The organism is Actinomadura macrotermitis, from assembly GCF_009604375.1.
GTDB classification, from domain to species: Bacteria; Actinomycetota; Actinomycetes; order Streptosporangiales; family Streptosporangiaceae; genus Spirillospora; species Spirillospora macrotermitis.
In genome coordinates, this window is sequence record NZ_WEGH01000004.1 from 849,484 (window position 1) to 870,643 (window position 21,160).

Sequence of the window (21,160 nt, forward strand, 5' to 3'; positions counted from 1 at the left end):
ACCGCCTGACCGCCCGCCCCCCGTGGCCGGGCGGTGATGACGCGCTGCCAGGGGCCTGGCCGCCACGCCCCCTAGCCAGGACCTCCACAGAGAGCACGCATCGTGAACCCTCGTTTCCGACGTCCCCTCGCCGCCGCCCTCGGCGCGGCCATGATCGCGACCTCGGCCGCCTGCGCCGACACCGCCCCGCGCGCCGTCGGCGCCGTCCCCGCCGGGACCGGCTACCCCCTCACCTTCGACAACTGCGGTACCACGGTCACCTTCCGCAAGGCGCCGCAGCGGGTACTGCTCCTCAACGGCACCTCCGTGGGCGAGGTCGAGAGCTTCCTCATGCTCGGCCTGGACCGGCACATCCTCGCCAACGCCCAGTCCTACGGCGTCTCCGACGACCCGTCCATGGTCGGCCGGATCCGGGCGCTGCCGACCGGCGGGCTGACCCTGAACAACAACTTCGACGTGCCCGCCGAGCAGGTGCTGCGGCTGAAGCCCGACCTGGTGGTGTCCACCTGGTCCGGCGGGTTCGACGCCAAGCGGGGCATGGCGACCCGCGAGCAGCTCGCCGCCGCCGGGATCGCCTCGCTGGTCAACCCGGTGAACTGCGCCAACGGCAAGCCCGCGGCCACCGAGGCCGAGCGGCTGGCCTACCGGAACCAGTCGATGAACTCCGCGCTGGAGTTCATCGCGCTGCTCGGCCGGATCTTCGACGTCCAGCCGCGCGCGGTGCAGCTGGTCTCCCGGCTGCGCTCCCGCATCGAGACGGCGCGCGCCCGCGTCATGGGCCGGCCCGCCAGGAAGGTGCTCATCGCCTATCCCGGCATGGCGATGATGAATGCGAGCGGGCTGCCCGCGGTGATGACCGGCGGCATCTACGACGACGTCATCCGGGCCGCCGGCGGCGTCAACGCCTTCGCCGGGCAGACCGCCGACACGACCCGCACCCTCAGCCGCGAGCAGCTCGCGACCGCGCAGGTGGACGTGCTGGTCGTCGGGCTGTTCACCCCGCACGAGAAGGGCGCCGCCGAGGCCGCCCGGCTGTTCGCCGCCTACCCGCAGTGGGCCGCGTCGCGGACCCGGACCTACACGACCGTCTCCGACGGCGCCTACCTCGGCCCGCTCAACGCCTGGGCCGTCGAGAAGATCTCCAAGGTGGTGCACCCGTGAAGGGACCGCACCTGATCTCGGGCCCCGCCACCGGGCTGCTGCTCGCCGGGCTCGCCGCCGCGCTCGCCGCCGCCATGGTCCTCGGCATCTCCGTCGGCTCGGTCAACCTGCCGCCCGGCAAGGTCTGGGGCGTGGTCTGGGCGCACCTGTCGGGGCACGGCGCGGACGCCGACCCGCTGCTCGGCCAGGTCGTCTGGGAGATCCGCACGCCCCGGGTGCTGCTGGCCGCGCTCGCCGGCGCCGGGCTGTCGGTCGCCGGGGTGGCGCTGCAGGCGCTCGTCCGCAACCCGCTCGCCGACCCCTACGTCCTCGGCGTCTCCTCCGGCGCGTCCCTCGGCGCGGTGCTGGTGCCCGCGCTCGGCGGCACCGCCCTCGCCGGGGCGGCCGGCGCGCTCGGCGTCACCGGCGCCGCGTTCACCGCCGCGCTGCTGTCGGCGCTGCTGGTGTACGCGCTGGCGCAGCGCGCCGGGCGGCTGCTGGACTCGCGGCTGGTGCTGACCGGCGTCGCCGTCGGCTACCTGTGCACCGCCGCCACCACGTTCGTGCAGCTCCAGCTCAACCCGGCCGAGCTGCAGGGCATGATGTTCTGGCTGATGGGCAGCGTCGCGGGCGCCACCTGGGGCGACCTCGGGCTGCCCGCGCTGCTGGTCGCCGCGTGCCTGGCCGCGCTGCTGACGCAGGCCCGCGCGCTGAACGCGCTGCTCGCCGGGCAGGACGCGGCGACCGGCATCGGCGTGCCGGTCGCGGCGCTGCGGCTCGGGCTGCTGGTCACCGGGTCGCTGCTCACCGCCACGATCGTCGCCGTCGTCGGCGGGATCGGCTTCGTCGGGCTGATGGTGCCGCACACCGCCCGCTTCGCCGTCGGCGCCGACCACCGCCGGGTGCTGCCGGTCGCGCTGCTCGGCGGCGCGGTGTTCATGGTGCTGGTCGACCTGGCCGCGCGGGTCGCCGACCGGCCGAACGAGCTGCCCGTCGGGATCTTCACCACCGGGCTCGGCGTGCCGTTCTTCCTGTGGCTGCTCCGCCGCCGCGCCGGAGGCAGCGATGCGTCTTGACCTCGCCGGGGTGAGCGCCCGCATCGACGCGCGCCCCATCGTCTCCGACGTGACGCTGACGGCCGGGCCGGGCGAGTTCGTCGCGCTGGTCGGCCCGAACGGCAGCGGCAAGTCCACGCTGCTGCGCACCGTGTACCGGTCGCTGAAGCCGTCCGGCGGCGTCGTCCGGCTGGACGGGCGGGACCTGTGGCGGATGCGGCCCCGCGAGGCCGCCCGCCACCGCGCCGTCCTGCCCCAGCACCACCACGACGGCGCCGGGTTCTCGGTCGCCGAGGCCGTCGCCGCCGGCCGGCTCAGCCGCAAGCGCCCGCTGGACCGGGAGGACGCCGCCGACCGGGCGGCGGTCGCCACCGCGCTGGAGCGGGTCGGCATGGGCCGGGCGGCGGACCGGCTGCTGGCCACCCTGTCGGGCGGCGAGCGCCAGCGCGTCATGCTGGCCCGCGCCCTCGCCCAGGAGGCGCCGCTGCTGGTGCTGGACGAGCCCACCAACCACCTGGACGTCGGCTCCCAGCTCACCCTGCTGGAGCTGATCCGCTCGCTCGGGCTGACCCTGCTGGCCGCGCTGCACGACCTGGACCAGGCCGCCGCGTACGCCGACCGGGTCGTGGTGCTGCGGGACGGGCGCGTCGCCGGGCAGGGGCCGCCGCTGGAGGTGCTCACGCCCGCCCTGGTCGAGGAGGTGTTCGGGGTGCGCGCCCACGTCGGCCCGCACCCCATCACCGGGCGCCCGCACATCGCGGTGGCGGCGCCGCTACAGGTCGGTCGCGATGATCTTCGCCATGTTGCGCTCGGCGAGGGCGGTGATGGTGACGAACGGGTTGACGCCGATGCTGCCCGGCACGAGTGACCCGTCCACCACGTACAGGCCCGGGTGGCCGGGCAGCCGGCCGTAGCCGTCGGTCGCCCGGCCGAGGACGCAGCCGCCGAGGGGGTGGTAGACGAAGTCGTCGCCCCAGGTCTTGTAGACGCCGAACAGGTCGGTCCGGTAGATCGTGCCCTCCTTCTTGTTGATGGCGTCGAAGACGCGCTTGGCGGCGTCGATCGACGGCTGCGTCCACCCGGCCTGCCAGTTCAGGCCCACCTTGCCGGTGCCGGCGTCGAAGACGAACCGGGCCCGGTTGGGGTTCTTGGTGATCGCCAGGTAGAGGCTGATCCACAGCTCGGTGCCCGCCGGGAACGGGGCGATCTCGGCGAACACCGGCCCGGCCGCGTCGGCCCAGTCGTCGATGCCGAGCGCCGGGATGCACGACTGGTTCCCGCCGGTCGGGTCCCACATGTGGTTGGCGCGGCCGACCATCACGTTGCCGTTGTTGCCCCAGCCGGCGCCGACCTCGTCCCCGAGGTCGGGCAGCCGGCCGGTCGCCTTCATCGCCACCAGCAGCTTGCTGGTGCCGACGCTGCCGGCGGCGAAGAAGACCCGGTCGGCCGTCACGGTCTTGCGGGCGACGACGGCGCCGGCGGTGTCGATCTGCGTCATCTCGACGGTGTAGCCGCCGCCCGCCGCCGGGGCCACCGCCGTCACCGTGTGCAGCGGCGAGATGGACAGCCGGCCGGTCGCGGCGGCCGCCGCCAGGTACGTCTTGTCCAGCGACCGCTTCCCGGCGTTGTTGCCGTAGATGACCTCCTGGGCCAGCGCGGACTTCCGCACCTGCCCGGCGGCCTCCTGCTTCATGTACGCGAAGTCGTACACGTTGGGCACGAACGTCGTGGCGAAGCCCGAGTCGTTGGCGGTCTGGCGGCCGACGCGCGCGAACTTGTACCACTCGGTGGACTCGAACCAGGCGGGATCGATCGCGTTCACGCCGAGGGCGGCGTTGGCGCGCGGGAAGTACGTCCCGTACATCTCGTCGGAGTTCACCGACGGCAGCACCTCCTCGAAGTAGGAGCGCTTGGGCGTCACCGCCATGCCGCCGTTGACCAGCGAGCCGCCGCCGACGCCGCGCCCCTGGTAGACGCGGGTCGCGGCGAACGCCTCCGAGTCGAGCACCCCCGCGTACGAGGCGATGCTCTTGTTGACCGACCCACCGGAGAAGTACCCGACGGGCTGGTCGGTCTTGGTCCGGAACCAGAAGGAGCGGCCGTCGGGCTTCAGCATGCTGTTGAAGATCAGCCCGTCCGATCCGGGCGTCGTCCAGCTCTGCCCCATCTCCACCACGTGGGTGTCGATGCCGGCCCGGGTCAGCCGGAGCGCGGCGACGGCGCCGCCGTACCCGCTGCCGATGACCAGCGCCGGAACGTGGTCGCCGGTGGCGAGGGCGCGGCGCGGGGAGGCGGCGGCGGCCGTCCGCGCGCCGGGCAGCAGAAGGGCGCCGGCGGCGGCGCCCGCACCGGCGAGGAAGGACCGGCGCGACACCGCGGGACGTGAGGAAACCATGGCGAGACCTCTCTGCATCAAAGACCAACGATGCGGAGCCTCGCGCCGGGCATCCGCGACCGGAACGCCGGAGTGACGCCGATCACGTTCCGATCATGTGGCCGCCTTCCGGCGGTGTCAACGGCTTCACGTTCCTGACAATCTGTCACCGCCCCGGAAATGCCCGCCGTCCGCGAGACTGGGGCCGTGACGCCGTTCTCCCGACTCAAGGTCCGCGTCGGCGCCCTGGTGTTCTGCGGCGACGAGGTCGCCCTCATCCGCCGCGACCGCCCCGGATCCGCCCTCTACGTCCTGCCCGGCGGCAACGTCGAGCCCGGCGAGGACCTGCTCGCCGCCCTCCGCCGCGAGCTTTCCGAAGAGCTCGCCCTGAACGAGGCCGGCGACCCGGAGCTGCTGTGGGTCGCCGACCAGATGGTCTCCCGGCCCGGCCCCACCCCGCCGCCGCGCAAGCTGCACCTGCTCTACCGGCTCCATGTCACCCCGGCCGTCCGCGCGACCCTGGCCACCGAGGAGCACGACGAGGTCCCGGGCGGCCACGACGTCGGCGCCGTCGAGTGGAGGCATCACCGCACGACCGCCGGCCTGCCGATCTTCCCGCCCGTCGGCCCGGCCCTGGCGGCCCTCCCCTCCCCGCGCGCCCCGATCACGAACGCCGCCCTGCCGCCCGTCACCGACGCCGATTACACCTGGCTCTGACCACCCGCCTCCTCAGGGGAGCAGGACGCGCTCGTCGACGCGGTGCTCGGGCGGGCGCAGGAACACCTCCCCGGAAAAGGGGCCGTAGGCGACGTTGAGAGTGTCGAGCCGGTAGTACCAGCCCCATTCGGCCACGATCCGATGGTTGATCCGCCATCGCAGTGTCTGCCGAGGACGCAGCCGGACGGGCTCCGGCCGCCAGGCCAGAGCGAGTCCGTTCCGCGTCCACTCCGGGCCGTCCCGCCTGATGGGCCTGACGCTGAGGAGGCCGTCGTCTTCGGCCAGTTCCACTTCGGCCGGCAGGCCGCCCGTCAAAGACATCTCGGGGGCGAAGTCCTGCCCCTCGTACATCCGGACCTCGTGCACGAAGGGGGGCGGCGCGTCCGGCAGCGGGAACGCCTCAGGAAGGCCGCCGCGCCGGATGGCACCGGGCGCGCCGCGAGAGTGTTTCGTCCAGTAGACGCGGACCCACTGCACCGCTGCTTCCATGGGCTCATCGTGGCACCCGCCCCGGTCAGGCGATCAGGCCGTGCATGCGGCTCTACACGCGCAGCGCGACGACGGCGGGCCGTCGACCGGTGTGCCACACGGTGCCGACGGGCTGCACACCACGACCGCCGACACCCTCGCGGTGCTGGGCGTGTTCGCGGTGAGCGCGAGCGAGGTCGTCAAGTCCTTCCGCGAAGCGCGCGCGTGAGGCACCTCCTGGAAGGGAGCCGCCGGGGCGGTCCCCCTCCAGGAGGCGGTGTCACAGGGCGGCGCGGACCGCCTCGGCGATCCTCTCGTCGATGCGCCCGTCGGGGGCCCCGCCGACGCCGATGCCGGCGATCGGGAAGCCCTTGTAGAAGACGGGCACGCCACCGGGCAGGGTGAGCGTGCCGGGGATCTGGTTGATGGTCGCGTTCCCGGTCAGCGCGCTGGTGGGACGGCCGAAGGCGACGGCGGTGTAGGCCTTGCGCTTGGCCGACTCGTAGGTCTGCGGGCCCGCCTTGCGCGTCCGGACGACCAGGCGGATCACGCCCGAGCGCTCCATGATGACCACGGTCACCCGCTGACGCCCCTCGCGCCCGGCCGCTACGACGGCCGCCCTGGCGGCGCGGGCGAGCGACCTGTTGGACAGGACGTAGTCCACCTTCGGCCGCTCCGCGGCGGCGGCGGACGGGATGTTCCGCGCGGGCGCGCTTTGCGCGGACGCGGTCCCCGTGGTGGCCGCGGCGCCCGACGCGATCGCTCCGAACGCGACCACACCGGCCATGATGCCCCGATATGACACTGAATCCCCCCTAGAGGTCAACGACAGGGGCCGAGAGCGGCCCCTGCTCTTCCTCCCCGGCGGGATGCCCGCTGATCACCGGTAAGGGGAATTCTTGCGCAATGCCGGTCTGAATCATGACGCGTAAAGCACCGGCCGAGAAATGGCTACATCAACGGCATAGCACTTCCTTCTCTATCGATGCGGCAAACCAACTTTTCTTCCCAAGAGGCATCAAGTCCGTCTTTTCAGGCGACGGCCCGCCGGACCCGGTAGTTCCAGCGCCGCAGCACCCGGACCACCGTCTCGGCCCCGCCCGGGTTGGCGCTGTGCACGAAGACCATGCCGATCCGGAAGGGGCGGCCGGCGAAGGCGGCCTCCTCCGGCAGCGCCACGACAGGCATGATGCTGTCGTCCCAGCCGAGGTCGTGGTCGAGCCAGAGCTCGTCGATCTCGAGGTCGCGGTGCTCCTCGAGAAGCAGCACGCCCTCGCCGCTGGTGCGGGCGAGCCGGGTGGCCTGCGGCAGGGGGCGCAGGTCGTCCACGCCAAGGATGATCGGCATCTTCTCTCCGGAGGCGGCGGAAATGGCCGTTTCAGGAGCCGGCCGGACGCGCATTGTGTCAGAGGCACGGTCTAGCGTGTGAACTCCGTCAGTGACCGGAAGGAAGTGCCGGCGATGCGCATCGTTCTCAGCGATTTCATGAGCCTGGACGGAGTCGTGCAGGCTCCCGGCGGCAGCAAGGAGGACCTCGACGGCGGCTTCGCCCACGGCGGCTGGTCGCACCCGTTCTTCGACCCCGCCACGATGGGGGCGGCCGTCGGCGAGGCGATGAGCACCACCGAGGCGCTGCTGTTCGGGCGGCGCACCTGGCAGAGCATGGCGGCGGCCTGGCCCGGGCGGGCCGGCGACCCCTTCGCCGACCGGATGAACGAGATCACCAAGTACGTCGCCTCCCGCACCCTGACCGAGGACGACCTGTACTGGGACAACTCCACGCTGCTGCCCGCGGACGACGCCGTCGGCGCGGTGCGGGCCCTGCGCGACCGCGAGGGCGGCGACGTCCAGGTCATGGGCAGCCCCTCCCTCGCGCGGACGCTGATCGGCGCCGACCTCGTCGACGAGTACCGGCTGATGATCTCGCCGATCCTGCTCGGCGGCGGCAAGCGGCTGTTCCCCGACGACGGGCAGGCCCGCCCCCTGGAGCTGGTCAGCGCCACCACGGCCGCGACCGGCACGCAGATCTGCATATTCCGGCCGGTCCGCTAGCAAGAGTCCCCCCGCCGGTCCCGCGCGGCTCACTCGGTGCGGAGGGCGGTCGCCGTGCGGATCCGGGCGGCCCAGGTGGCCGGCAGCAGCGCGCCCGCCGCCGCGATCGCGAGGCCGCCCAGCAGCAGGGCGGCCAGCAGCGGCGCGCCGTAGGGGTCCAGCGCCCCGGCCGGGAGGCCGGTGCCCGCGCTCTCGCCCATGGCGGGCAGCACCCGGGCGTGCAGCGCGAGCCCGAGCGGCACGCCGGCGGCGCCCGCCACCAGCCCGATCCCGGCGACCGAGGTGAGGACCATGGCGGTCGTCTGCCCCGGCGTCATGCCGAGGGCCCGGTGGACGCCGAGGTCGTGCGCGCGTTCCCGGGTGTCGAGCACGACGGTGTTGAGGACGCCCAGCCCGGCGACCGCGACGAGCATCGCGGTGAGCATCCCGGCGAGGGTGTCCATCGCGATGATCGTCGTGCTCGCCTCGCTCGTGTTGCGCTGCGCCTGCGGCCCGCCCTGCCCGAGCACCCCGTTGAGGGAGGCGAGGTAGGCGCGCACGCCGGTCCCGGGCGCGAGGTCCACGTTGAACTGGACGGACCCGGGCTCGGTCTCGATGCGCAGGCCCGCCAGGGACGCGGCGGGCGTCAGGACCGTCATCCCCTCGTCGCTGAGGTCCAGCGCCTCGCCGACGACGCGCACCGGTGCGCTGCGTCCTTCGTTGGTCAAGGTGACGGTGTCGCCGACGCGCGTCCCGGTGGCCCGGAGGAACCCGGTGGGGACGACCGCCTCCCCGGCGGACCGGAACCAGCGCCCCGAGATCATCGTGTACGGGCCCCACGACGAGTCGCCTTCGTAGGCGACCGCGTTCACCGCGCCCGCGCGGCCGGCCACGCCGATCTGCGCCCGGCCCGTCCGGAAGTACGCGCGGGTGCCCGGCTGCGCGGCGATCTTCGCGGCGACGGCCGCCGGGTCCGCGGGCTTGGGCGGCCGGGCGGGTCCGCCGCCCGGCGGCGGGCCGTCCGCGCGGACGACGACCTCGCCCGGCGACCGGTGGTCCAGGCCGTGCTGGACGCTGTGCAGCGAGAGGGCGAGCCCGGCGCAGAACGTGACGCCGACCGTGCCGAGCACCACCGACGCGATCATCGTCGCCGAGCGGCCGGGCCGGGTGAACGGGTCGGCCAGGCCGAGGCTCACCGGGCGGGGCAGCGGCAGCCGGCCGAGCAGGCGGCGCGGGCCGCGGCCGCGGCCGGTCGCGCGGCCGGTCCGGCCGACGGCGATCGCGTCGATCGTGCGCAGCCGCCCGGCGCGCAGGGCGGGGACCAGCGCGGTCGCGGCGACGACGGCGAGCGCGCCGGCGGCGACCGCGGCGTCGACCCAGGGGGCGATGGTCAGGGAGCCGGCGCCGTAGGCGTCCTCGGCCTGGCGCAGCACGGGGACCGACAGCAGATTGGCCAGCACCACGCCGAGACCGGTGCCCGCCGCGGCCGGGATCAGGGCCTGGCCGACGTAGGCCCGCGCGACCTGCGCGGGCGTGAAGCCGAGCGACTTCAGCACGCCGATCCGCCGCGTCGCCGCGCCGACCGAGCCGCTGACGACCACCCCGATGATCAGCACCGACATGGCCAGGCCGAGCAGCCCGAAGGCCACCACGAACGGCACGAACGTCGCCGAGGTGCGCTCGGCGGCCAGCTTGGTCTTGAGGTAGGAGGCGGCCCCGTCCAGCGTGCCCGGCGGCAGGGCGGCGGCGATCGCCGCACGCGCGCGGGCCACCTCGGCGTCGGTGCCGGCGGCGCGGAGCCGGTAGCGCATCTGGTACGTGCGGGAGGCGCCGGGTGCGACGAGGGCCGTGGCCTGCGCGGGCGTGACCCACGCGCCGGCGGTCCGGCTCACCGACCGGGCGCGGCCGACCACGGTCAGCGTGGGGCGCCCCGGCAGGGCCTGGAAGGTCAGCCGGTCGCCGATCGCGAACGGCGGGCCGTCGGCGTTCACCACGATCTGGCCCTTCCCGGCCGCCCACGCGCCCGCGGTGAGGTCGGCCCGGTCGACGCCCCCGCCGGCCTGGTCGCGCCCGACGACGGTCAGCGGCGGCAGCCGCTCCCCCGGCGGTATGCCCCGCCCGCTCCCCTCCTCGACCGTGGGACGCAGCGAGACCACGGGGTCGGGCCCCGCGGCGGCCGTCACGCCCGGCACCCGCGCGGTGGCGGCGAGCTGCGCCGCGGTGGCCTTGGCCCCGTCGGCCCGGACCGTCAGGTGGGCGCCGTTCTGCCGCGCGAAGGCGTGCGCGAACGGCGCCCGGGACGCCACGACGAGCCCGGCGGCCAGCACCGACGCGGTCACCGCCATCGTCACCGTCAGCGCCATCACCAGGGTCTGGACGCGCCGCCGGCCGAGGCCGCCGCGCACCACCCCGCCGAGCGCGCTCATCGGGCCACCGTCCCGCCGCGGACGTCGCGGTGGATCCCGCCGTCGACCAGCTCGATGGTCCGGGTGGCGCATGCGTCCGCGAGCGCCACGTCGTGCGTGACCAGCACGAGCGTCTGCCCGCCGGCGTTGAGCTCGGCCAGCAGCCGGGTGACCTCCGCCGCCGAGGCGCTGTCCAGCGCGCCGGTCGGCTCGTCGGCCAGCAGCAGCGCGGGGCGGTTGACCAACGCGCGCGCGACGGCCACCCGCTGCCGCTGCCCGCCCGACAGCTGCCCGGGATAGGCCCGGGCGTGGTGCGGTTGCAGGCCGAGCCGGTCCAGCAGCTCCGCGGCGCGCTCACGCGCCTCGTCCCGTGACGTTCCGGCCAGGCGCGCCGGCAGCAGCACGTTGTCCTCGACGGTCAGGTCGTCCAGCAGGTTGAAGAACTGGAAGACCATGCCGATCCGGTCGCGCCGGTAGCGGGCCGAGGCGGCCTCGGACATCCCGTCGATCCGCAGGCCCGCCACGGTGACGCGGCCCTCGCTCGGCCGGTCCAGTCCGGCGACCAGGTTGAGCAGCGTCGACTTGCCGCTGCCCGACGGGCCGAGCACGGCCAGCGCCTCGCCGGTGTCCACCGTCAGGTCGAGGCGGTCGAGCGCGGGTCTGCCGGCGTCGTACTTCTTGCTCACATCGCGCATCTCGATGATCGGCGCGGTCATGGTTCCTCCAGGCGGTCGGTGCCCCGACGCTAGGAGCGGCGGCGGGCCGGGCGCGTCGCACGCGATGACGACATCGGCCACTCCGCCGGGACGACACCGGCGCGGGTCGTCCTTGAGATGGACACGAGGGGAGGACGTCTCCTGGTCATCGAGGATGATGCCGCGCCGCCGCCCGTTTGCGACACTGTGCCGGTGAGCCGCTTGAACGCCGCATATGCCCGGGACGTAGTCCTGCGCGGCCTGGCGGGCCGCCTGTTCCACCGCACCCCCGAGCCCCTGCAGCGGTTGTCGCGCTGGTCCTGGACGGCGGACGCGGTGCTCGCCCTGGCACTGGCGGTGAGCGCGCTCCAGGGCGCGCTGGGCCAGAGCGAGGACCCGACCCGGGTGTACAAGGTGGACCAGGACCGGCCCCCGCCGCCCGGCCTCGGTCCCGACCTCCAGCGGTTCGAGCCGATCGTCCGGCACGACGGCGCCGTCCACCCGTGGCAGATCGTGCTGATCCTGCTGATCGCGCTGCCGCTCGTGGCCCGGCGCCGGTACCCGCTGGCGGCGTTCTGGGTCGTCGCCGGCTCGGCGCTGCTCTACGACGGCGGCCCCGGCTTCGACGTCGCCTTCGTCTTCACCTGCTGCGTCATCGCCGCCTACAGCGCCGCGGTCTACAGCCCCTACCGGGCGCTCGCCCTCGGCTGCGTCGTGGCCGGGAGCAGCCTGGTCATCGCCGACCTCAAGGCGGGCCTGCCGCCGTTCGGCGTGGGGTTCAGCACCTCGCTGTCCCTGCTGCTGGTGTTCCTCGCCGCCAACGCCCTGCACAGCTGGCGGCAGCGCCTGCGGTCGCTGGAGGCGCGGCAGGAGGAGGCGACGCGCCTGGCCGTCGAGCGGGAGCGCTCGCGCATCGCGCAGGAGCTGCACGACGTGGTCACCCACAACGTGAGCATGATGGTGGTGCAGACCGGGGCGGCCCGCAAGGTCATGGCGGCCGCGCCGGACCGGGCCGAGCAGGCGCTCTTGGCCGTGGAGTCCGGCGGCCGCGCCGCGCTGACCGAGCTGCGCCACGTCATGGACCTGCTCACGATGAACCTGGACGGCCCCGGCGGGCCCGCCTCCGACGACCTCGCCCCGCCGCCCGGGCTGGCGCAGGCCGAGGCGCTGGCCGCCCGCGTCCGCGCCACGGGCGTCCCGGTCGCGCTGACCGTGACCGGCACGCCCGTGCCGCTGCCGGACGGCATCGACCTCGCCGTCTACCGGGTCCTGCAGGAGGCGCTCACCAACACCGTCAAGCACGCCGCGGGCGCGCGCGTGACGATCACGATCGACCACGGTCCCCGCGCGCTGTGCCTGGAGGTGGCCGACACCGGCGGGCCGCCCGCCCCGGCCGCCCGGCCCGGCGCCGGGCGCGGCCTCATCGGCATGCGGGAGCGGCTCGCGGTCTACGGCGGCGCGCTGGACGCCGGACCGCTGCCGGGCGGCGGGTACCGGGTGCGCGCCGTCGTCCCGCTGGCGGAGGCCCGGTGAGCGCCCCGCCCCGCGTGGTGATCGCCGACGACCAGGCCCTGGTCCGCACCGGCTTCGCGATGATCCTCGCCGCGGACGGCATCGACGTCGTCGCCGAGGCCGCCGACGGCGCGCAGGCCGTCGCCGCCGTCCGGCGCGAACGCCCCGACGTGGTCCTGATGGACATCCGCATGCCCGAGGTCGACGGCCTGGAGGCCACCCGCCGCCTCCTGGCGGCCCCGGCCGAGGCCCCGCCCCGGATCATCATCCTGACCACCTACGACCTGGACCGGTACGTGTACGCGGCGCTGGCCGCCGGCGCCAGCGGCTTCCTGCTGAAGGACGTCTCGCCCGAGCACCTGGTGGCGGCGGTGCGGCTGGTGCGCACCGGCGACGCGCTGCTGGCCCCCTCCATCACGCGCCGCCTGGTCGAGCGCTTCACCCCGCGCGAGGACGGCGCCCTCCACCGCGACCTGTCCGTGCTGACGCCGCGCGAGCTGGAGGTCCTCCAGCTCCTGGCGCGCGGCCTCAGCAACGCCGAGCTCGCGGCGAGCCTGCACCTCGGCGAGACGACGGTGAAGACCCACGTGACCCGCATCCTGTCCAAGCTCGACCTGCGCGACCGCGCGCAGGCCATCGTCGTGGCGTACGAGACGAGGCTGGTGACGCCGGGGAGCCCGTGAGCCTCAGCGGGCGAGCAGGCCGACCACGCCGGTGAGGTCCTCGTCCCGGTGCCCGTCCGCGACGCGGCGCTCCATCAGGTCCATGAACGGCGTCAGCAGCTCGGGGCTGACGCCCTGCTCCGCCGCGGTGTTCAGCAGCGTCGCGTTCCCCTTGACCATCATGGCGAGGTTGGACGTCACGCCCTCGGTGTAGTCGCCGCTCTCCAGATGGTCGGCCATCCCGTGTGCGTAAGGCGCCATCGCGGTCAGCCAGCCGACGAGGAGCGGGGCGAACTCCTTCGGCGCGATCTCCTTCCTGATCAGCGCGAAGGCGTGCGACACCCCCGCGAACATCCCGGTCATCGCGCTCAGCAGCGCCACGTCCTGCAGCGCGGCATGACCGGCGTTCTCACCGGCGTAGACGGCCCCCGCCGGGACGGCCAGCGCGGCGCGGTGCGCGTCGAACAGGGCGCGGTCCCCGCTGTAGAACACATAGGCGCCCGAGTCCGGGACGCCGATCATCGGCGGCACCGCCATGATCCCGGCGTCCAGGAAGCGGGCCCCGCGGGCGGCGGCCCAGGCGGCACGGGCGCGGCCCTCGGCCGGGGTGCCGGTGGTGAGGTTGACGACGTCCTTGCCGGTCAGGCCGGCGTCCTCCAGCACCGCGCCGACCGAGGCGTCGTCGAGCAGGCAGAGCACCACGAGGTCGGCGGCGGCCACCGCCTCGGCGGGGGTCGCGGCGACCTCGGCCCCCGCGGCGGCCAGCGGCTCGGCCCGGGCGGCGGTGCGGTTCCAGACGGTCAGCGGATATCCGGCGGCGAGCCAGGCGCGAGCGAAGGCGGTCCCCATGTCCCCGAGGCCGAGCAGGGCGATACGTGTCGTTTCCATGCCGCCAGCTTCGCGGCGGAACCACGAGATGATCAATTACGTACTTTGAAGTGGGTGCTTTCCGCGGGGTGAGCGAGCAGGTGGGAGAGGGCGATGGCGCGACGGCCGGGAGCGTTCGAGTGCGGCACCGAGGCCGCGATGGAGCTGATCGACGGCAAGTGGAAGGTGTCCATCCTCTGGGCGCTCAGCGAAGGGGTGCGCCGCTTCGGCGCGCTGCGCCGGATGCTGCCCGGGATCACCGAGAAGGTGCTCGCCTCGCACCTGCGCGAGATGGAGGCGGACGGCCTCGTGCGCCGGGAGGTCTTCGACGTCGTGCCGCCCCACGTGGAGTACGCGCTGACCCCGCGCGGCCTCTCGCTCAACGAGGCGCTGGAGCCGCTCGGCGTCTGGGGCGAGCGGCACGTCCTCGGTCAGGTGGAGGACGCCCTGCGCTAGCGCGCGAGAACCTCGTCAGCCGCGCCCGCTGTAGGCGGGGGCGAAGAAGACCAGCACCGTCATGTCCGCGGTGACGTCGTGGAAGCGGTGGTCCTCGCCGGCCGGGACGAAGAACGTGGTGCCGGGGCCGGCCTCCGCCGTGCGGCCACCGGAGGTGAAGGAGCCGCGCCCGCTCACCACGTGGTAGACCTCGTCCTCGGCGTGCGGCGACTGGTCGTCCACGGCGCCGGCCGGGAGGGAGTAGGTCCCCACGCTCAGCGCGGGCACCCGCAGCTGCTCGGCGTACCGGGCGGTCCCGTCGGCCGCCGGCGCGAAACGTCCGGCATCGATGATCTCCACGAAGCCGATCATTGCATGGCGGAACGGACGACGCCGCCGATGGCCGCGGTCACCATCCGCGTGACGGCCCCGGCCTCGGGGACGTCCTCCCGGCCGGCGAACAGCAGGTGCCCGCTGCCGATCAGCATGGGCGCGAGCGCGTCGACGTCGGCGTCCGCCGCGACGCGGCCCAGCCCGCGCTCGGCGGCGAGATAGGAGGCGACCATGGCCACGGCCTCCGTCAGCAGCGGGACGCCGCCGCCCGGCCGGGCCTGGCGCAGCCGGGCGCACAGGTCGTCCCGGAAGGTGACCAGGCCGACGATCGCCACGGCGACCGGCCCGAACAGCTCGGTCAGCGCGGCGGTGAGGTTGCCGACGACGGTGCCGGTGCCGGCCGAGTCGCACAAAGCCGCGGCCTGGCCGTCCAGCCGGCCGATGCGGTCCAGCACCAGTTCGGCGAGGAAGGCGTCGAAGTCGGCGAAGTGCCGGTGCAGGACGCCCTTGGCGCAGCCCGCCTCGGTGGTGACCGCCCGGCTGGTCAGCGCGTTCGGCCCGTCCCGGAGCAGGATGCGCTCGGCGGCGCCGAACAGCTGCTCGCGCGGATCATGGAGGGCCACGCCCGTCGGCATGGTGCGTCTTCTTCCGGTGGTTGACGAGTGGACACGCGCCCACCATAGTGGGCACATGCCCACTCTACTGCAGCCCGGAGTCCCCCTCCCCGAGCAGGAACCCCATCGGCACCGGCAGCTCGCGGAGTCGTTCGGCGTGGACGCCGAACGCTACGACCGGACCCGGCCGAGCTATCCGGACGCCATGGTGGACCGGATCGTCGCCGCCGCCCCCGGTCCCGGCGTCCTCGACGTCGGCTGCGGCACCGGCATCGAGGCCCGGCAGTTCCAGGCGGCCGGCTGCCGGGTGCTCGGCGTCGAGCCCGACGCCCGCATGGCCGACTTCGCACGGCACAGCGGGGTCGAGACCGAGGTCGCCACGTTCGAGGACTGGGACCCCGCCGGCCGGGTGTTCGACGCGGTCATCGCCGGGCAGGCCTGGCACTGGATCGACCCGGTCGCCGGCGCGGCGAAGGCGGCGCAGGCGCTGCGCCCCGGCGGTCTGCTGGCGCTGTTCTGGAACATCGGCCGGCCCGCGCCCGAAGCGGAGGAGGCCTTCGCCGCCGTCACCCAGCGGGTGCTGCCCGGCTCACCGGCCGCGCTGGCCGCCCAGGCGAAGCCCACCCAGGACGGATACTCGCCACTGCTCACCAAGGCGACCGACGGGCTGCAGCAGGCGAAGGCGTTCAGCGCTCCCGAACAATGGCGCCTCGACTGGAAGCGCCCCTACACACGGGACGAGTGGCTGGACCTGCTGCCCACCCAGGGCTTCCACACCCGGCTCCCGCCGGACGAGCTGCAGAAGCTGCTCACGGGCATCGGCGCCGCCATCGACGAACTGGGCGGCGGCTTCACGATGCGCTACACCACGCTGCTGGTCAGCGCGGTGCGCACCACCGACGAGTGATCACCCGGCCGCACCGGCGCGGGGACCTCACGTCTCGCCGGCGGGAGCGATCTCGTCCATGGCGGCCAGCTCGTCGAGAGCGCGCGGGCAGCCGATGGACGACAGCAGCCGCGTGGCCACCCCCGGTCGGTGCCGACGTTGAGATCGGCCGCCACACGGCCCCTGACCTGGAGCCCAGCGACACGTCCAGCCCGCCGCAGGTCATATCTCGACCCCACGTCCGGCCGGCACCTCGCCGGTGACGCGCACATGGGAACGCCGACGGTGAGCGCGCCGCCGGCATCACCCGACACCCGCCCGCCCCCTGGGCAGAACTCTCCGCCCAGGGGCCACCATCCGTCCTCACCTGCCGGCGGTGAGCCCGGCCAGGTGGTGCAGCGAGTTGGTGAGATGATCAACCTCGAACGGCGGGAACCGGATGTGCTCCCGGAGGAACGACGGCACGGCCGACCAGTCGTAGGTCAGCGTGACCGCGGTCTCGGACGGGCCGAGCGGCGTCAGGTCGTAACGCCAGAGCCAGCCGCCGAACTGCAGGTCCTCGCCGTCCTTCTCCTGGCCCGGCAGCCAGCCGATGGCGCGCGGCGGGTCGAACACCTGGACCTTGTTGGCCATCCGGTAGTGGCCGTCCGGGTGGTTGGGGTGGTACATGTCCATCCGGAAAATCTGCCCCGCCTCGGTCAGCGCCACCTGGTCGACGGCGTCCCGGACCCAGCCGGTGCCATCGATCTCGGAATGCGTCGTCGGGTCCGCCAGCACCGCGAACACCTTCTCGGCGGGTGCGGCGAAAGTCAGGGCGGCGCTCACGTTCTCCTGGTCCACGGCGTGCACGCTCCTCGTCATGTCGGGCCTCTCCCAGGCGCAGAAGAGGACGTTCCCACCATGCAGACGACGCGGCAAAGCGGAACTCATCGCTCGCACGGGAGATGACCTCCCCGGCCGCTACGCTCGGCCCTATGGCGATTCAGCGGATGGACAACGTCCTCATCGTCGTCGAGGACCTCGACGCCGTCATCGCGTTCTTCGTCGAACTCGGCATGGAACTCGAGGGCAAGTGGTCGCTCGAAGAGCGCTGGGCGGAACGCGTCATCGGGCTCGACGGCGTCCGGCAGGACAACGCCATGCTGCGGATCCCCGGCGCCCCCGGCCGGATCGAGCTGGCGCGCTTCCACACACCGGCGGCGATCAGACCGGAGCCGGCGAACGCACCGGTGAACACGCTCGGCATCCGCCGCGTCATGTTCGCCGTCGACGACATCAAGGACGTGGTCGCCCGCTTGCAGGCCCACGGCGCTGAGCTCGTCGGCGAGATCGTGCAGTACGAGAACATCTACCTGCTCTGCTACATCCGCGGCCCCGAGAACATCATCGTCGGCCTGGCCGAGCAGCTCAGCTGAAGACCGCCCAGATGCAGCACGGCGTTGCGCTGAAGAAGCGCCTGTAAGCCCAGGACAGGCCGACGTAGGACGGGTAACGCAGGTGCCCGCCCGACTAGACAAGCGCATCGCGCCAGACGGCAGCGAAGGCGTTGCCGACCCCTACCTGCTCAACGTCGGAAAAGCCGCTGCACGCAGCAGAAGCACAACATAGGCGATGGCCTTCTCATCGGAGTGGATCGCGCTGTAGGCCAGGCGGCATGGTCGTAGTCAATGGTGCAGGTCCAGCCGGAACAGGCGGCCCGACCAGGGCCGCGCCAGCCGACCTCTTGGACGCCCACATGCACCGGCTCGACCGAGTCGCTCCCGCTCATAGCGCGGAACGGGATGGGACGACAGACGGTCTGGCCGGTGCACCGGTGCAGGCCCTACGAGCCAGGACGCGGTGCCTCCACCACCGACGTGGTGCGGCTGACCGACCCGGCCTGCTCACCCGGTTCCGCCCCTCACTCGATCGCGTTCTCGAACCAAGGCTCGATCATCCAGCCGTCACCTGTGCTTCGAAGAACAGAAGCCGATCCCGGGCACTAGCTGAAGTGGGACCCCTTTCAGCGATCTCAGTCGGGTGATCGACGAACGAAAAGGGGCTCCACTCCGTCGGGGTTGCCGTAGCAACGATTGGCTACAGGCTCCGCCCCCCGAACTTTTGAGCGATGTCCGACACCCAGGCGATCGAACCGGACAGATGCCGGGCAGCCCTCACCCCCATGCGCCCGGACCGTTGCGGGCGCATGGGGACGGGGGTCAGCTGTTCCTGCTAACGGTCTTCTGGATCCACTTGGCGAAGGCGGGCGCGCTGCTGTAGAGCCCCGGCCCCTCCGAACAGGGCACCCCCGGCGCGCCGGGGCCCGAGGTCACGCCGATGAGCTCCCAGCGCCCGTTCCTGCCCCGCTGGATCTGCGGGCCGCCGGAGTCCCCGTTGCACGCCATGGCCCGGGGCACCCGGCTGACCGTGCACAGCCTGCTCCGGTCGGCATAGCCAGGGGCGCACTCGTCGGCCGATCCCCTGCGGGCGTCGAGCTGCTGGAGCCGCTCGGCGAAGACCCACTTGGTGTAGTCGGGGGACTCCACGACGGTGCCGAACCCGAGCAGCCGGGTCGGAGTGCCGGGCCGTCCGGGCTCGCGGGCGATGCGGATGGGCTTCTCGCGGACGGGACGGTCCAGGCGGATCAGCGCGACGTCGTTGAAGTTGGGGCGCCCCTTCTCGGGGTCCCCCGGCTTGTAGCCCGGATGGACCACCGTCCGCGTGATGGTACGGACGGTGCCCCCCGACTTGTACCGCTGGCTGCCGATGCGGACGGTGCCGTCCGCTCGCGTCTTCACCAGGCAGTGCGCCGCCGTCAGCACCCACTGCCGCCCGATCAGGGAACCGCCGCAGACTCCCTTGAACTGCAGCTCGTCGGCGGACACGGGGATCGACACCATGAACGGATAACGCTCTGTGGCGTCCTTGCCGTTGATGATCGCATTGGCGCTGCCGGCCGTCACGGTCGCGCCCACCGCACCGGCGGCCAGGGCGAGGACGGCGGCACGCGCCGCGTGGCGGCGCGCAGAACTGAAAGCGATCACAGGAGGGTTCCTTCGCTGAGGGGAAAACCGGACGCGTCCAGCTTGGCCATTTGGGACGAACCGATACATCCGGGCAGCATGCGTCCACATGGTGTGGCCAGCCCCAGCAACGCCATGCACTGGCGGGAAGGAGCGACGGCGCATGACACGGGGCCGGACCACGCTGAACCGAATCGATCCATCAGCAGGCGGGGGCCGGGTCCGGCCCGGCGGCTTCCAACGATCCTCGCAACACGGATCGTTCGACCGCTGCGATGAGCTTGGCGGTAGAGGCACCCCAGGGCTCACTATGGGGAGGGCCGAAATCGCTGGGACAATCTGAGCGTGACCGCGCGCGAGGGCAATGGCCCGGAGCAGAACGAAGCCCTCATGCGGCATGTCTTCGGTGGAAGTGGCCGAACTTTCCCCGACCTCGATCCCGCCAACGCCGAACTGATCCAGCGCTACGTGTTGTGGGATCAGAAGGAACCTCGATACCTCAAGCTGGGCGGCAGGCTGTCCAAAAGGAGCAACCGCTTCCAGAGAGCGCTAGGCGAAGACGCGCGCGAGATCAGCGATGAAGCCCTCGACCGGCTCCTAGCCTGCGGGTGGCGGCCCCGGCTCACAGCGGCCTGGCTGATCGGCGTGGACGCACGCAACCGCTACCGGCAGAAGCTTGGCGAACTCCTTCTCGACAGCGAGGTCATCTACGCCGGCCAGGGCTACTGCTTCGCGCTCGCCAGATTCGGACAGCACGAGGATGCCGAGATCCTCTCCGCCTACCTCGACCATTACCTACCGAGAACCGACTGCCACTACGACCAGCACTGGGCCATGGGGGCACTCCTCTATCTCGACGGCCGCCTTGGCACCCGCGCCGCCGACCGCTACCTGACGACCGGACTTTGGCAGTCGTCCTCCTTCGCGCGCCTCGATCCTCACGCCTACCAGCGCGGAATCACGGAGTCCTGCGCCGACGCGGTCACCATCACCGCCGAAGACGCCGGATAGGGACGGCATGAAGAAGGAGCCGGTCGATGAGCCCGGCGAAGGCCCTGCCGGCTAAGTATCTTGCGCGTGGCTGCTGATGAGCTGGGCGGCGACGGCGTCGAGTTGCTGTGCGGTACAGGACGAGAAGCCGGTGCCCTTCGGGAAGTACTGGCGAAGCAGGCCGCCGGCTTTCTCATTCGAGCCGCACTGCCAGGGGCCGGCCGGATCGCAAAAGTAGACGGGGATGCCAGTGACGGCGGTGAACTCGTCGTGCCGAGTCGACTCGCCGCCCTGATCCCAGGTGAGTGAGCAGGGGGCGCACGACAACCGGCGAAGATTCCATGAGGGCTTCGCAGATATGTGCTCGGAGGACTTGCCATCGGCCAGGCGCAGGAGCATGACGTGGCGGGTGGGGCGATCGCCCTGGGCGCCGATCGCTGAGCGGCTGCTCTACCCGACGATGAGATCACCCTTCCCAATGGCCGGCGATCTGGCGGACGTCAATGTCGACGAGCCGTTGGTGGATGAGCTTGCCAAGGTCGATGAAGCGGGAAGTGCGCTGGGTCCTCGCTGCATTGGTGGGGCTGCCCTTGGCAGCCGGTCCGCAAGGCGCCGCGCTGCCGCTCCAGGTCACCGCGGTAGGACAGGTAGATCGCCTCATGTGCGAGGTGCCGGCCGGGCTCGTCCAGCAGCGGGACACCAGAGCCCCCCGGACGTGCGGCTACTCGACCGGCTCTCAGCAGACCAGGCCGGCCTTCCCCCCGGCGGGATGATCACCAGGAATGCCGCCTAGCCTTTTCCCGGGAAATGCGAAAGGGCCCCGCCACAAGTGGCGGGGCCCTTTCTTAATATGAGTCCGGCGGTGTCCTACTCTCCCACACGGTCCCCCGTGCAGTACCATCGGCGCTGAAGGGCTTAACTTCCGGGTTCGGGATGGGACCGGGTGTTTCCCCTTCGCCAAAACCACCGAACGA

22 protein-coding genes, 1 rRNA gene and 1 pseudogene are annotated in these 21,160 nt (G+C 72.9%); 11 read left to right on the forward strand and 13 right to left on the reverse strand.

Annotated features, from left to right (window positions below; all coding sequences use genetic code 11):
* Positions 1 to 102 precede the first annotated feature (102 nt).
* From ACRB68_RS32530 to ACRB68_RS32540, 3 genes are read left to right on the forward strand one after another with little or no spacing between them, the layout of a single operon-like run.
* Positions 103 to 1,161 carry an ABC transporter substrate-binding protein gene (locus tag ACRB68_RS32530; protein WP_207709892.1) on the forward strand — a complete coding sequence of 353 codons (1,059 nt, stop codon included), beginning with the start codon at positions 103 to 105 and terminating at the stop codon, positions 1,159 to 1,161.
* Positions 1,158 to 2,216, forward strand: a complete 1,059-nt coding sequence (locus tag ACRB68_RS32535; protein WP_328595058.1) for a FecCD family ABC transporter permease — start codon at positions 1,158 to 1,160, stop codon at positions 2,214 to 2,216. The genes ACRB68_RS32530 and ACRB68_RS32535 overlap by 4 nt, the downstream gene beginning before the upstream one ends.
* The gene (locus tag ACRB68_RS32540; RefSeq protein WP_153539176.1) at positions 2,206 to 3,063 is read left to right on the forward strand and encodes an ABC transporter ATP-binding protein; all 858 of its coding nucleotides are present in this window, start codon (positions 2,206 to 2,208) and stop codon (positions 3,061 to 3,063) included. The genes ACRB68_RS32535 and ACRB68_RS32540 overlap by 11 nt, the downstream gene beginning before the upstream one ends.
* On the opposite strand, the gene ACRB68_RS32545 is transcribed toward ACRB68_RS32540, so the two are convergent.
* Positions 2,968 to 4,590, reverse strand: a complete 1,623-nt coding sequence (locus ACRB68_RS32545) for a GMC oxidoreductase (protein WP_235960453.1) — start codon at positions 4,588 to 4,590, stop codon at positions 2,968 to 2,970. The genes ACRB68_RS32540 and ACRB68_RS32545 overlap by 96 nt on opposite strands.
* Positions 4,591 to 4,776: 186 nt before the next feature.
* Here ACRB68_RS32545 and ACRB68_RS32550 point away from each other — a divergent pair, with 186 nt between their 5' ends.
* Complete coding sequence (locus ACRB68_RS32550) at positions 4,777 to 5,286, forward strand: NUDIX hydrolase (protein ID WP_328595059.1); 510 nt, start codon at positions 4,777 to 4,779, stop codon at positions 5,284 to 5,286.
* Between the two features lie 12 nt (positions 5,287 to 5,298).
* Here the strand turns inward: ACRB68_RS32550 and ACRB68_RS32555 are convergent, their stop codons facing one another.
* The 3 genes from ACRB68_RS32555 to ACRB68_RS32565 form a co-directional block, all read right to left on the reverse strand.
* Positions 5,299 to 5,775 carry a hypothetical protein gene (locus ACRB68_RS32555; protein ID WP_153539180.1) on the reverse strand — a complete coding sequence of 159 codons (477 nt, stop codon included), beginning with the start codon at positions 5,773 to 5,775 and terminating at the stop codon, positions 5,299 to 5,301.
* A gap of 259 nt (positions 5,776 to 6,034) precedes the next feature.
* Complete coding sequence (locus tag ACRB68_RS32560; RefSeq protein ID WP_153539182.1) at positions 6,035 to 6,541, reverse strand: heme-binding protein; 507 nt, start codon at positions 6,539 to 6,541, stop codon at positions 6,035 to 6,037.
* A gap of 245 nt (positions 6,542 to 6,786) precedes the next feature.
* Complete coding sequence (locus ACRB68_RS32565; protein WP_153539184.1) at positions 6,787 to 7,101, reverse strand: cyclic-phosphate processing receiver domain-containing protein; 315 nt, start codon at positions 7,099 to 7,101, stop codon at positions 6,787 to 6,789.
* A 114-nt stretch (positions 7,102 to 7,215) separates the two neighbouring features.
* Here ACRB68_RS32565 and ACRB68_RS32570 point away from each other — a divergent pair, with 114 nt between their 5' ends.
* Positions 7,216 to 7,806: a dihydrofolate reductase family protein gene (locus ACRB68_RS32570; protein ID WP_153539186.1), complete on the forward strand. Its 591-nt coding sequence runs from the start codon at positions 7,216 to 7,218 to the stop codon at positions 7,804 to 7,806.
* A gap of 29 nt (positions 7,807 to 7,835) precedes the next feature.
* Here ACRB68_RS32570 and ACRB68_RS32575 read toward each other — a convergent pair whose 3' ends face one another.
* Both ACRB68_RS32575 and ACRB68_RS32580 read right to left on the reverse strand, forming a co-directional pair.
* The gene (locus ACRB68_RS32575) at positions 7,836 to 10,211 is read right to left on the reverse strand and encodes an ABC transporter permease (RefSeq protein ID WP_153539188.1); all 2,376 of its coding nucleotides are present in this window, start codon (positions 10,209 to 10,211) and stop codon (positions 7,836 to 7,838) included.
* On the reverse strand, positions 10,208 to 10,906 hold the full coding sequence (locus tag ACRB68_RS32580; protein WP_153539190.1) for an ABC transporter ATP-binding protein: 699 nt from the start codon (positions 10,904 to 10,906) through the stop codon (positions 10,208 to 10,210). Before ACRB68_RS32580 ends, ACRB68_RS32575 begins: the two co-directional genes overlap by 4 nt.
* Positions 10,907 to 11,098: 192 nt before the next feature.
* Between ACRB68_RS32580 and ACRB68_RS32585 the strand changes: the two genes are divergently transcribed.
* Positions 11,099 to 12,418, forward strand: a complete 1,320-nt coding sequence (locus ACRB68_RS32585; protein WP_328595060.1) for a sensor histidine kinase — start codon at positions 11,099 to 11,101, stop codon at positions 12,416 to 12,418.
* On the forward strand, positions 12,415 to 13,080 hold the full coding sequence (locus ACRB68_RS32590) for a response regulator transcription factor (protein ID WP_328595062.1): 666 nt from the start codon (positions 12,415 to 12,417) through the stop codon (positions 13,078 to 13,080). Before ACRB68_RS32585 ends, ACRB68_RS32590 begins: the two co-directional genes overlap by 4 nt.
* A gap of 3 nt (positions 13,081 to 13,083) precedes the next feature.
* On the opposite strand, the gene ACRB68_RS32595 is transcribed toward ACRB68_RS32590, so the two are convergent.
* On the reverse strand, positions 13,084 to 13,947 hold the full coding sequence (locus ACRB68_RS32595) for an NAD(P)-dependent oxidoreductase (protein WP_153539194.1): 864 nt from the start codon (positions 13,945 to 13,947) through the stop codon (positions 13,084 to 13,086).
* Between the two features lie 93 nt (positions 13,948 to 14,040).
* Between ACRB68_RS32595 and ACRB68_RS32600 the strand changes: the two genes are divergently transcribed.
* Positions 14,041 to 14,382, forward strand: a complete 342-nt coding sequence (locus ACRB68_RS32600) for a winged helix-turn-helix transcriptional regulator (protein WP_153539196.1) — start codon at positions 14,041 to 14,043, stop codon at positions 14,380 to 14,382.
* Between the two features lie 15 nt (positions 14,383 to 14,397).
* Here the strand turns inward: ACRB68_RS32600 and ACRB68_RS32605 are convergent, their stop codons facing one another.
* The gene (locus ACRB68_RS32605) at positions 14,398 to 14,721 is read right to left on the reverse strand and encodes a cupin domain-containing protein (protein ID WP_207709893.1); all 324 of its coding nucleotides are present in this window, start codon (positions 14,719 to 14,721) and stop codon (positions 14,398 to 14,400) included.
* 8 nt (positions 14,722 to 14,729) lie between these two features.
* A complete protein-coding gene (locus tag ACRB68_RS32610) occupies positions 14,730 to 15,329 on the reverse strand; it encodes a TetR/AcrR family transcriptional regulator (RefSeq protein ID WP_153539199.1) in 600 nt (199 codons plus the stop codon).
* Between the two features lie 55 nt (positions 15,330 to 15,384).
* Between ACRB68_RS32610 and ACRB68_RS32615 the strand changes: the two genes are divergently transcribed.
* Positions 15,385 to 16,215, forward strand: coding sequence for a class I SAM-dependent methyltransferase (locus ACRB68_RS32615; RefSeq protein ID WP_153539201.1), 831 nt, complete (start codon positions 15,385 to 15,387; stop codon positions 16,213 to 16,215).
* A 342-nt stretch (positions 16,216 to 16,557) separates the two neighbouring features.
* Here ACRB68_RS32615 and ACRB68_RS32620 read toward each other — a convergent pair whose 3' ends face one another.
* Complete coding sequence (locus ACRB68_RS32620) at positions 16,558 to 17,055, reverse strand: SRPBCC family protein (RefSeq protein WP_153539203.1); 498 nt, start codon at positions 17,053 to 17,055, stop codon at positions 16,558 to 16,560.
* Between the two features lie 113 nt (positions 17,056 to 17,168).
* Here ACRB68_RS32620 and ACRB68_RS32625 point away from each other — a divergent pair, with 113 nt between their 5' ends.
* Complete coding sequence (locus ACRB68_RS32625) at positions 17,169 to 17,609, forward strand: VOC family protein (RefSeq protein WP_153539205.1); 441 nt, start codon at positions 17,169 to 17,171, stop codon at positions 17,607 to 17,609.
* 783 nt (positions 17,610 to 18,392) lie between these two features.
* Here the strand turns inward: ACRB68_RS32625 and ACRB68_RS32635 are convergent.
* A complete protein-coding gene (locus ACRB68_RS32635; RefSeq protein ID WP_328595063.1) occupies positions 18,393 to 19,217 on the reverse strand; it encodes a S1 family peptidase in 825 nt (274 codons plus the stop codon).
* Positions 19,218 to 19,541: 324 nt separating this feature from the next.
* Here ACRB68_RS32635 and ACRB68_RS40355 point away from each other — a divergent pair, with 324 nt between their 5' ends.
* A complete protein-coding gene (locus tag ACRB68_RS40355; protein WP_194293537.1) occupies positions 19,542 to 20,207 on the forward strand; it encodes a DUF6000 family protein in 666 nt (221 codons plus the stop codon).
* Positions 20,208 to 20,258: 51 nt separating this feature from the next.
* Here the strand turns inward: ACRB68_RS40355 and ACRB68_RS42980 are convergent.
* Both ACRB68_RS42980 and rrf read right to left on the reverse strand, forming a co-directional pair.
* Positions 20,259 to 20,872 (reverse strand): annotated as a pseudogene (locus ACRB68_RS42980) (IS30 family transposase); the annotation flags it as partial.
* Positions 20,873 to 21,040: 168 nt separating this feature from the next.
* Positions 21,041 to 21,157 (reverse strand): 5S ribosomal RNA (gene rrf / locus ACRB68_RS32650).
* Positions 21,158 to 21,160: the final 3 nt, after the last annotated feature.